The sequence below is a fragment of the Limnohabitans sp. Rim28 genome (assembly GCF_000293865.2).
Classification (GTDB): domain Bacteria; phylum Pseudomonadota; class Gammaproteobacteria; order Burkholderiales; family Burkholderiaceae_C; genus Limnohabitans_A.
The window spans coordinates 1-10,378 of record NZ_ALKN02000027.1; the positions used below are offsets into that span (position 1 = coordinate 1).

General features: G+C 49.1%; 15 protein-coding genes. 7 read left to right on the forward strand and 8 right to left on the reverse strand.

Annotation, left to right across the window (positions count from 1 at the left end):
- Positions 1–359 (forward strand): hypothetical protein (locus B472_RS17385; RefSeq protein WP_238147472.1); only part of this gene is annotated, 359 nt, incomplete at its 5' end.
- 91 nt (positions 360–450) lie between these two features.
- On the opposite strand, the gene B472_RS16460 is transcribed toward B472_RS17385, so the two are convergent.
- On the reverse strand, positions 451–852 hold the full coding sequence (locus B472_RS16460) for a hypothetical protein (protein WP_019425710.1): 402 nt from the start codon (positions 850–852) through the stop codon (positions 451–453).
- A gap of 42 nt (positions 853–894) precedes the next feature.
- On the opposite strand from B472_RS16460, the gene B472_RS16465 reads away from it, so the two are divergent.
- Positions 895–1,218, forward strand: coding sequence for a hypothetical protein (locus B472_RS16465; protein ID WP_238147473.1), 324 nt, complete (start codon positions 895–897; stop codon positions 1,216–1,218).
- 48 nt (positions 1,219–1,266) lie between these two features.
- Here the strand turns inward: B472_RS16465 and B472_RS16470 are convergent, their stop codons facing one another.
- The 5 genes from B472_RS16470 to B472_RS17030 form a co-directional block, all read right to left on the reverse strand.
- A complete protein-coding gene (locus B472_RS16470) occupies positions 1,267–1,740 on the reverse strand; it encodes a DUF6641 family protein (RefSeq protein ID WP_019425712.1) in 474 nt (157 codons plus the stop codon).
- A 109-nt stretch (positions 1,741–1,849) separates the two neighbouring features.
- Positions 1,850–3,361: a hypothetical protein gene (locus B472_RS16475; RefSeq protein WP_133176132.1), complete on the reverse strand. Its 1,512-nt coding sequence runs from the start codon at positions 3,359–3,361 to the stop codon at positions 1,850–1,852.
- A gap of 208 nt (positions 3,362–3,569) precedes the next feature.
- Positions 3,570–4,145 carry a hypothetical protein gene (locus B472_RS16480; RefSeq protein ID WP_019425714.1) on the reverse strand — a complete coding sequence of 192 codons (576 nt, stop codon included), beginning with the start codon at positions 4,143–4,145 and terminating at the stop codon, positions 3,570–3,572.
- Between the two features lie 67 nt (positions 4,146–4,212).
- On the reverse strand, positions 4,213–4,575 hold the full coding sequence (locus B472_RS16485) for a hypothetical protein (RefSeq protein ID WP_133176133.1): 363 nt from the start codon (positions 4,573–4,575) through the stop codon (positions 4,213–4,215).
- A 20-nt stretch (positions 4,576–4,595) separates the two neighbouring features.
- Positions 4,596–4,877: a hypothetical protein gene (locus B472_RS17030; RefSeq protein ID WP_026039288.1), complete on the reverse strand. Its 282-nt coding sequence runs from the start codon at positions 4,875–4,877 to the stop codon at positions 4,596–4,598.
- A gap of 239 nt (positions 4,878–5,116) precedes the next feature.
- Here B472_RS17030 and B472_RS16490 point away from each other — a divergent pair, with 239 nt between their 5' ends.
- A complete protein-coding gene (locus B472_RS16490; protein ID WP_019425716.1) occupies positions 5,117–5,851 on the forward strand; it encodes a hypothetical protein in 735 nt (244 codons plus the stop codon).
- Between the two features lies 1 nt (position 5,852).
- Here B472_RS16490 and B472_RS16495 read toward each other — a convergent pair whose 3' ends face one another.
- Complete coding sequence (locus B472_RS16495) at positions 5,853–6,209, reverse strand: DUF6876 family protein (RefSeq protein WP_019425717.1); 357 nt, start codon at positions 6,207–6,209, stop codon at positions 5,853–5,855.
- A gap of 332 nt (positions 6,210–6,541) precedes the next feature.
- Between B472_RS16495 and B472_RS16500 the strand changes: the two genes are divergently transcribed.
- From B472_RS16500 to B472_RS16510, 4 genes are all read left to right on the forward strand, one after another.
- Positions 6,542–7,471: an endonuclease NucS domain-containing protein gene (locus B472_RS16500; RefSeq protein ID WP_026039289.1), complete on the forward strand. Its 930-nt coding sequence runs from the start codon at positions 6,542–6,544 to the stop codon at positions 7,469–7,471.
- Positions 7,472–7,614: 143 nt separating this feature from the next.
- Positions 7,615–8,094, forward strand: coding sequence for a hypothetical protein (locus tag B472_RS16505; protein WP_026039290.1), 480 nt, complete (start codon positions 7,615–7,617; stop codon positions 8,092–8,094).
- Positions 8,095–8,147: 53 nt separating this feature from the next.
- Complete coding sequence (locus tag B472_RS17035; RefSeq protein WP_133176134.1) at positions 8,148–8,444, forward strand: hypothetical protein; 297 nt, start codon at positions 8,148–8,150, stop codon at positions 8,442–8,444.
- Between the two features lie 733 nt (positions 8,445–9,177).
- Positions 9,178–9,750 carry a site-specific integrase gene (locus tag B472_RS16510; RefSeq protein ID WP_019425720.1) on the forward strand — a complete coding sequence of 191 codons (573 nt, stop codon included), beginning with the start codon at positions 9,178–9,180 and terminating at the stop codon, positions 9,748–9,750.
- 100 nt (positions 9,751–9,850) lie between these two features.
- Here the strand turns inward: B472_RS16510 and B472_RS16515 are convergent, their stop codons facing one another.
- Positions 9,851–10,183, reverse strand: coding sequence for a hypothetical protein (locus B472_RS16515; protein ID WP_238147474.1), 333 nt, complete (start codon positions 10,181–10,183; stop codon positions 9,851–9,853).
- Positions 10,184–10,378 lie beyond the last annotated feature (195 nt).

A 10,378-nucleotide genomic window follows, 5' to 3' on the forward strand; every position in this document is an offset into this window, starting at 1 on the left:
AAGCCGGGCCGATGGAAGTCAAGGCATACGCGCAACTGGGAGCACATCAAGGAGGTGTGGCTGAACCCGCCAAGGGAGCATGTGAGATCGCCAGAAAAAGTGGCGATAGCCGTTTAGAAAAGCGGACAACTTTGTTGACAAACACCGTGGGGCTCCTCATCAATCTGCACTTCAACATCGAAGTCATCTACGCTATCTATACAGAATCCATTTGCTACTCGCATCGATCGCAGAGCGAGATTGCCGACCACACTAAGAGGATTGTCTTCATACAACGCATCTTCTTCGGTTGCAGATTGAAGTTGTTTGAGAATTTTGCTGTTGATCACATAGGCTGTGACTCGAAACGCAGGACCTGATATCTTTACAGACACATGTGATGGCATATTTACTCCAGAGGTGGGGCTCAAAGTAACCTGCATAACCGCGAGAAACACCGGTCATGCAGTTTTACATTGAATGGTATCCGTTTGTAGAAATAACAAAAGGTAGCGGTTGATCCATTACCGTTGGTAACAGCTTATCGGAGCTGGAACCTTCATTTCTTCTTGACAAAGGCGTCTCTGCTGAAAGATCCAGCCTAGAAAGCAGCTGCTCGGTGATCTGTCTTTGAATTTTCTCTATGCCTTGCCTGCGAGCACTCGATGCATCCAACCGGATCTTCTTGCACTCCAAATGATCCATCAAGTGCAGCAGAGCAGCATTAGAAACCTTGAGTCCCTGAGCACACACACTGCTCCAGTACCCCGCGCTCTTTCCTAGTGCTGCGCTGAAAGATCTAACTGTGGTCTCAGGATAAACCCGGCACATCTGGCTGTACAGGTGCTGCTCGAAGCTTTGGTCTTCATGCATTTCATCTCGCATAAATTATTTATGCATGGAATAAATAAAGACATGAAGACCTTCACTGCATTGATCAAAGCACGTGTAAACGGCACGGAGCGAAGCATACCTACGCAAGTCAGAGCGGTTAATGCAAACGATGCACGCTGGCTATTGCAGGCTATCTATGGCTTCCATGCTGTGCTGTCGGTGCCTAGCGAAGTTGCAGAAGAACTGCTGATCGACGAGACTGCCAGCAAAACGCCAGAACAGCTTCGACTAGACAGTCTCAAGGCCGCTAAGGAGCGTGCAGCCTCTGCACTAAAGGCAGAGCGTGAGCGAATTGCCAAACAGAAGGCCATCAATACGCTTGCTCAGATCAACCGCTCAAACTAATGCCGGGAAAAGCAACGCCAACACACTGCAGGCGTTGCTATCACTTTTTCAGGCAGGCTTGCGCAGACTCAAGGTAGGTCTAGTGGTCTGGCTAGCTTCTGAATGCTTGTTGACTAGGCCTTCAATCTGCAGATCTAACTCGCCTGCCTCTGCTGCCTTTTGAACAACTTCAAGAGCAGAAATTACCCCATCAATTCCATCCGTCTCAATGGCATTGCGGCCATTGATCAATTCCAAAGTTTTAGCACCGTAGCGAACGGTCAGGCATGTTTTCCCGTCAGCAGCAGTCCACCACCAGGGCTTGATCTTCTTGGGATGTTGGATTTGTTTGTACTCCCCTGTTTCATTGTCCTTGACGCGTTTGGTGATCACGACCTCGTAGGTACCACCAGCTTTAAAGCAACGTGCCATCTCCAGTTGCTGCAGTAGCTTCTTACACAGCTTTTGACGACGAATTACTCGGGGATTGGACTTTGGGATAGGTTTGCTGGACACCAGCTTTAATGCGCTCAAGCCTGTCATATTTGATTCCTTTCGAAGTGATGCAGGAATCACAAATTTATGTTCAGACTTCAGATTGGACGACCTCTTTTTAAGAATCCCGCCAATCTGGCGGGTTACCAGGCCGTCATCAGCTCCATGGGTTTACGTAGCCCACAGCCATTGCTTCTTCAAGCTGAATTCGACGCTGGTGTTGCACCTCATATTCCAGCAGCTCCTTGCTTACACAGGTGTACCCCTGCAGCTCTTTAGCGCCAAGACTCCAATAAGGATTGGCTGTCTGATCCCTAATTACTGCTTCAATCTCGCACTTGAGCTCCGTGCCTAGACGTTGTCGAAAAAAGACTGCATCGTGGATGCTTGCCAATGGAATTCGGCCATGCTTTGAAGCCATGTCACGAACAATGTCCATGACCTGAGTTTCGCTGTGCTGGTAACAGAACGCCAGCACTTTGGATTTACTGACTCTACCGCTAGGTGTTTGGAGGTATGGCTGCTTGAGGAAATCTGAAGCCTCCCTCTTAAATAGGTCAAAAATGAAATCGTCCAGTTGGTTCTGTTCCTGAATAAATTTGCGGATCGTTGGATCGCCCAAAAATCTATGGCGCTCTTCAGTGTTCTTGAGAATCTCAACCAATGCAGGATTGGTCCATTGCCCTGACATGTTGAACCAACCTGAGGTGGAGGCTCTTGCGCCAAAGCTGATAGCAGTCACAGCTTGCTTGAGCAATTTGCGCTGTAAGTCAGGAGGAACATTGCTGCCCTCAATAAAGATGAAGTGGCGCACTGTTCGCATGAAGTCCTCACGGTCCTCCAAATAGGAAATGGTCGCGGCAAAGGCATGCCGAATCGACTGCTGACGACTAATTGCAGCAAGACATTCTTTGGCAAACCCCATCTTCCAAGAGATCACGCTGGAACGGATGTCATATTCCCAGCAGTCTCCGAGAATTGCCCTGCGCAGCTCCCTGTTGACGTTTTGAATACTCAGCCCCTCGTAATACATGCGCCCAAATACGCTGGGCTTCTTGATTTGAGCGTACTTTCCACCGTTACTGCTGGCCTGAGCAAAGATGGTGCTGGCTTGCAAAAGGATGCGCTGCTTGTCTTCTTTCGAAATCAGTGTGCTCTGCTCTGTTACCCACTGCATGTAGGCATTTAGAGATTTCATGTCAACTTCAAGCCAGTCGACATCTTTGGTAAGTTCTGTATCAACTGCGTCTAGCACATAGTCGGGTCCGCGATTTGTCGTAATTGTCATATCCTCCGTATGGGTTAGCGTACCAATCACAGGCACCAAGTTGGCGAGCTCTGTGAGCTTCACGGTGGAGACAACGCCTGTGAGATTGCTCCCTTGAGTCACGGTACGAACTAACTCCAGACCTTTTTCTCTGAGCCAAGCATGCACACGTTTTCGATCTGGACCTATCTGCCCACCCAGATTGGCGAGGCGCTGCAGTGAAATGCTGTACGTGTTGAGCTTGACCTGCTCGGGTGTTCGCCCATTTATCATTGCCTGTGCCAGCAACTGCTCCAAAACTTGGACGTATTTACGCAGGGCACGATGTGCTGCATTTTTCGGCACGGGAAACGCCGCAGACAGCGCCCGTTCAACCTCTGGTCTAACTTCAATCTTGATCACTGGAGCCTCCTTGATGCGTATTGCATCTAGATCTATTTAGCCCACTACAAATTAGGTGTGTGCAAATTGCAAAGGAGGCGTGTGCATTCTGCAAAACAGGTGTGTTACCGCAAAAAGTCACACGCTTATAGTAATTGAGCAAGCCGCCCAGTAAACCCGAGCAAATATCCAGGTTGTGGAGTGACTTGCTTGTAGCTCGTCCTTTTTTTTAGCCGAACAACACCCTGCGCATACGAATGCTGTCATTGATGATTTTTGTTGTGTTTACGCCGCCAAACTCCTCCAGCATCAGCTCGCCTTGCTGTTTGAAGAGGCTCACTCGATCTACCCAGCCTTGTGGGGTCAGTTGCTGCAACCTGGCACCCACAATACTCAGCGGCCCTTGCGCCACTGCCCAGTAGTCCACTTGATCGCCCACTTGGCGCGCCAGCCTCTCTGCCACTTGCCCAAATGGGGTCTTAACGTACTTGTTGCGCTGGTAACTGCCATACCAGCTCTTGATTTGGGGATGCCGGCCAGCATCGAACACAAACCGCCACACCCCACCCACCATTTCCGCTACCTTAAGCAGATCTACGGGTTGACGCTGCTGCAGCTGATTCATCATCAGCGTCTCTGGTAGCTCTGGAATTGCCGGCAACGCTGTTCTTGGATAGGTTTCCTCACGCGTCAGCCACACCAAGTTATCCCCAGGTAGCTCACCCTTGGTCATCGGCTCGATTTGTTTGGCCAAGAGAATTTGACCGATGCAATAGCCTTTTGTGTAGTGGTAAACGTTTTTCATCTCGCTGTCCTTTCTTGCTTGTGTGGATATAGGGCAGTGCTGAATCGCACTGCCCCAAGTACTTCACTTAATTGCAGACCTTGGCATTGCGCTCAAGGCTTTGCCAAGAGTCCATGGGCACGTCGATGACCTTCATCGAGTCACTGTGCACGGCAATGCGTGCATGACCCTCAGAGGGTTTGCCAGCAATGTGCTCGTGCTCCATGAGAAAAGACACCGGCAAATAGGCATTGCGCCAGCTGCCGCGTGTTTCGCGCCAGATATTCAGTCGCGCACTTGGTTCGACCACGGTCGACAAGTGATAGTCATAGCAAGCGCCCAGTGCACGCTCATAGGCCGAATGGTCGTCGGTACTGCGGTTGTAGCCTCGTTTAGCGCCGGCCACAGCAGCTTTATAAATATCACGGCCTTTTACGAAAATAACTCGCATAAAATACTCCTTTTTATGATTTAAAATATTAATTTTTTGGACTGCAAAGATGCCCCCAAATATTCAGCACCAAATTCACCAAAGTATCTATTACTCAGATCCGAGAATTGATCTAAATAATCGGAAACCTCGCTAGACGTTATATAAACAGGCTTTGCAAATTTTCTCTCAAATAAACAAATTTCCTCATTCCACTCACACGTCAATCCATTTTCATGGGCGATTTTTGCAGTTGTCATCGGACTTAACCCACTCACAAATAACTCAATACCTACCACTTCAAAACAATATTCTTTATTCATAAAATTCTCCTTACTCAAATTCAAAAATAAATTGCCAATTAAAATTAACCTACATTTAAATCTCCTTTCAAATTCAGAGCCTCGACTTTATCGGTGATTGATTTTCTTGCGGCCGAATAATCATTTCAAAACCGCTCTGTTAGCGCCGACACCTCAGCAACTGAATAAGGAGAATATTGATTTAGAGAATAAAAAGATGAAATAATGAATTCAAACCAGCTCTGTTAGCAAGACACCCCATGCCCACTGATGAAGAACTTGGCCGACTCAAGGCCATCCCACGCTCTTTTCGCAAGCCACTGCCTTTTGAAGAGGAAGCACGGGAAGTGGAGGGCAGCCTGTACAACCTGTGGTGGCGCTGCTTACGAGCCAGCAGCGAATACTTGGAGTGCTGTGATGTGGAAGGACGAGATCACCCACTGGCGCAGACCTATGCCAACTTCGGGGATGTACGATTGAAATGGGCAGATTGGTGGCGCAAGACAGGTCGAAAGATCTTCAGTGAACGACACGACTATCCCAAGGTCAGGGCAATCACCAAGGACCGAGCTTTAGGGAAGCTTGAAGTAGAGCCAGAGAACTTTCTGATCCTAGATATACCGATGGGTCTGCGTCGGGTCACCATCCTTGAGCAGATCAACAAGCTACTGGATGAGCACCACCCTGGTCGTGATCTAGATGTATGGGCGCAAAGCACTGCCCGTGTAAAGCTGCATAAAAGCAAGCTGCATGAAAAGACGCTGCCCCAGTTGGTACATGTAGCTGAAATCCTGCACAAACAGCCAGACATCCTGCTGTATGAACTCGCGGAGGTAACGGGACTTGCTGAGATCCACCTTGGTCGCTCTGTGCAGCAAGAACTTACCATGCGTGAAGAGCATCAACGTAGAGAAATGGCCGCAAGCCGTTACAAAGATCAAGCCACCAAACTAGTCAGCAACGCTGCGCGTGGGATTTTTCCCTGTGTAGATTGATTCAGTACTCACTGGGAAGCATCAGCACCCAGTTCTCTCCATCCCAGCAGGCATACAAGGTCTGTTGTGAAATGGGGAAGTCTGTATATGGAATTTCTTGTTGTGCACGAACACTGCGATTACCGTCTTCCAGCGCTAGCACAGCACGGGAACCTGTGACTGCAAGCTCTACCTGAACAAACCAATCATCCGTACCCAGTTCGATCAAATAGCTAGCAACCGCATCCATCAGCCAGAAAGCACCTGCAGCTTCTGCCAAGTACTTGGTGCCATCAGTCAGCAGGCATTTGCGGTTCAAACGATAGTAACGCTCGGTGCCAGTGAACTGGGCCAGTACTGAAGGGTCAAATGTGCTCATCGCTGTATCCTTGTATGCATGGACACAGTTTGTTTTCAGATGCGTTTTTGGGCGACCAGAAACCCGACGTTTTGTCGGGACTCATAACTTTGACTTCCCTTTTTTATTTGCCAGCCTGCATATGGTGTCCGCTGGGATGTCCAGACACTACATGTAGTGTTTTCAAGCGCTATCGAATAGTTACCCCGTGCTTCTCATGCGGGACTTTTAGTTCATCTGGATGGACCGTGGACATGGGACGTCCAAGCCCTTGTATATTTGAGAACTGAGCGCCGCTTACTGGCGCAGGCACAGGTCAGTGCTACCGGTGCCAAGCAGTGACGAGAGAACCAATGAAAGCCTACAACCGAGTTATGGCTGGCCCAAGGAGCGTATACGCCTCCCAGTGCTTCAATGAGGGCTTCATTGGAGTTGACTACGAAATACCCGTTGATTTGAACGGACGCTTACCCGAGAACTTGCGGGACTTCAACCGCGAGTTCGTTCCGATTTACATGGCCAGTCATCCAGATAAAACAAAGATTGCTGCGGGATTGGCATGTGGATTCACATGGACAGTGTCTAAAGGGCTGAGGCAAGGCGACATCGTGATCACGCCCAATGGTGAGCGTCGCTACCGGGCAGGTGAAATCATCAGCGATTACTACTACGTCGCTGGCAACGTACTGCCCCACAGAAGAAAGGTTCGCTGGTTCCCTGATCTGTTTGACCGGGATGACATGAGCCAAGACCTTCAACGGTCAACCAACTCTACAGGTACTTGCTGCGACATCAGTTCATATACCGAAGAGCTTGAACGCTTGATCGGTGGACAACGCCCACCAGCTATTGTCGCCAGCGATCCGACCATTGAAGACCCAGCAGAATTCGCACTCGAAAAACATCTGGAAGACTTCCTTGTCTCCAACTGGGGCGGTACTGAGTTGGGTCGCAAGTACAACATCTACACCGTTGATGGTGAGATGGTTGGTCAGCAGTACCCCAGTGACACCGGCCCCATCGACATTCTTGCGATCAGCAAAGATGGCTCAGAGTTGCTTGTTGTGGAGTTGAAAAAAGGTCGAGCCAGCGATGTAGTAGTAGGACAAATTCAGCGCTACATGGGCTATGTTCTGGATGAACTAGCAGAGCCGAACCAGAAGGTAAAAGGCGTGATCATTGCCTTTGAAGACGACACACGGATAAAGCGAGCTTTACGGGTTACACAGAACATCGTGTTCTATCGCTACAGGGTGAGCTTTACATTGATTCCGGCAGCGTAGACCATCTCAGGATGTATCAATGACTGTTGCCTATGACTACAAGTGGACTGAACTTGCGACTGGCAAGTGGTACGTTGGGGCAAGGGGCAAACGCGGATGTAAAGGCACATTTCAGCAACACATAGTCAACAACCAGGAAAAAGATGTCTGACTCAGCTCCAGATTCAAATAAATCCATCAACGTGCTTGTGATTCAATTTAGTTTCAGCATATGCGTTGTGCTGGCTCTATTGACATGGATTTTTGATGTCTCGTTCTGGAAAAGCATAACGATTGTCCTGTCCGCATTGGTATCGATCATGCTTTACGCGGTAATTTTTCTTGTTCAACGAGTGGAGCGTCTTGAAAAATCGAGGCAATATAGGCTTACCAGAATCTATAACAAAAGCGGCCAAGAAGTAATGAATAGATGGACGGATCAAATTAACTCTGGTCATTGGGTCACAATTACTACCGATGTTCTTAACCATGATGTGCTCTATGCGGAGCACACTAGAACTGATGAGAATACAAATACGGTTGGACGTGAAAACTGTATCCGTGAAGACCATGAGTACAACCGATCAGCAGTTTGGGGAGAGCACTACAAAGGACCTGAATACAAAATTCAGATTAAATCGTAGAGTGGATTTTCTGAAAACCTACAGCAATTCCTGTATTGAAAAACTCTTTCTCCATGACCACGCAACTTGAAAAATTAATTTCCTACTGTTCTGAAAATAAGCGTGTATGCCCCCTTCCAGATGAATGGAATAGGCTTTGGAAAATGTTGCCTAATCGCTCTCGCCAAGGTAACGGCTGGGAACCAGCGCTTCCTCTCATTCTGGCGGCTTGGCACGATACACCTGCGATGATGAAGATGATCAGGCTAAGAGAGCACTTGGAATGGGCGGAAAAACATGGTGAGCTTGATGCCGTCGATAAATTTCTGCGTTTTCTACCAGAGACAGATTGGCACCATTTAGGCGAATGAAATTTCGGAAGTCCGCTCGGTTGCTCGGGCCACAGATTTGAAATTACGCTTGCCCTCATGGACTTGGGCATATGGGGCGCAGCAGCAACCGACACCGACTACCTGCCACCACGGCACCGGACCACGCCCATACCGGCCTCAGTCACGCCCACTGCCGATAAACCGACCTTCTTCCGTCCTGCAACGAAGATCAACAATCGCTGCCAAGCAGTCGGAGTCCATGCTCGGTAGAACTTCTGCAAGCTTAGGCGTTGACTTTTGATCTCCAGCTAGCGCTGTCACCAGAAAATGACCCTGTTGAAACGCTTTACGGCGATTTCGTGGGGAGAATCCCACGGCGTTTTGCTTCAAACTATTGATGCAATACAACTTAGCACCATAAAAGCACATAAACAGGCTGCAGCAACCGATCTTGCAGCACTGAATACTATAGGTGCTGGATCTGCTGATCGCTGCTTACAGCTTATCTGCTCAATCCATCTAACCCGATATCCACAGCCCTGAATCGTTATCCACAAAAAATCTATGAAAACGCTACTTTCTCAAGATTTTTGCGGTTCAGCGTTGAAATCATTAAGGATTTTTTCGCGCAAAAAGTTATCCACAAATTGTTCGCTCTGACGTTGTCTGCGCCGCACTGGTAGCCCGATGGCGAATCGGGTTTCAGATTGTCCAAATCCATCGTTGAAAACATACTTAAAGCACACAGAACATGTGATTTAGGAGAAGCGAGATGGCCCAAGCAAAGACCCTTACAACTGATGAGCTGGAACCAGTGCTGGCGTTTATCAGTACCAAAAAATATGCAGAACGCAATCGCTGCATGCTCTTGCTGACGCACTACGCCGGACTCAGGGTTGGAGAAGTTGCATGCCTGCGCTGGCAGGATGTTGTCAACGGTGATGGCGGTGTCAAAGATGAAATTCGACTGCTGCCAGACATGACCAAGGGACGGCACGCCCGCACAGTGTTTGTCAGCAAGAAACTGAATGAGGAATTGCAAGCTTATGTGGCTCAGACCAAATGCGTAGACAGGTCCTACCCCCTCTTTGCAAGTCAAAAGAGCATCAAGAGCGGGTTTTCAGCCAACAGCCTCAGCCAGACACTGACGCAGTTGTACGTGTCAGCTGGCATTGAAGGTGCCAGCAGTCATAGTGGCCGGAGGTCCTTCCTCACAAACCTTGCCAACAAGGGCACGGCTATACATTTGCTTAAGACGCTGGCTGGCCACCGCAGCATTCAAACCACAGCTGCCTATCTTTACAGCAGCCCCGCACAGTTGAAGGCTGTTGTTGAGTTGGTTTGATCGTGCTTTCGAATCCTTTAAGCCCCGCCAAGACTATTTCGAACTGATTCCAAGTCGTTCGAACAATTTCCAATTCATTCGGGGCTTTCGGGATGCTCATCTAGAACATCCTCCGGACCAGGCTGGCTTCCTCGTAGGCCTCAATGTCTTTGAGCCGGTACAGCACTTTCCCCACGATCTTCAAGTACTGCGGGCCCTCGCCGACGGTGCGCCAGCGCTGAAGTCGTGCCACTGAACACACCCAACGATCGGCAAGCATTTTTTCGGTCAGGAGTTGGCGGGCAGGTTCGGCCGTTACCTCTGGAACCAACAGTTTGGGCTCGAACTTGGGTTCTCTGGCTGCGCTTTTGGCGATGCCACTGGACAAGGCGTCCAGTACGTCACCCATTTTTTCAGCCCGTGGGTTCGAGGATGGAGTGTTGTTAGTAGCCATGGAGTTGCTCTTTGATACCTATGTGCAGTGGTTTCATATAGGTTCATACCGGTTGGCTACGCGTTTTTCTCAGCGGGGTGGATCAGTGCATTCACGAGCAAGCATTTACTTGTGTCGATGTTTCGGATTTCCAATCCATAGTTCATGTGCCGGGGAACCCCCTTGGTCATGGAAGAAGTGTTTGTGGAGAAGTCT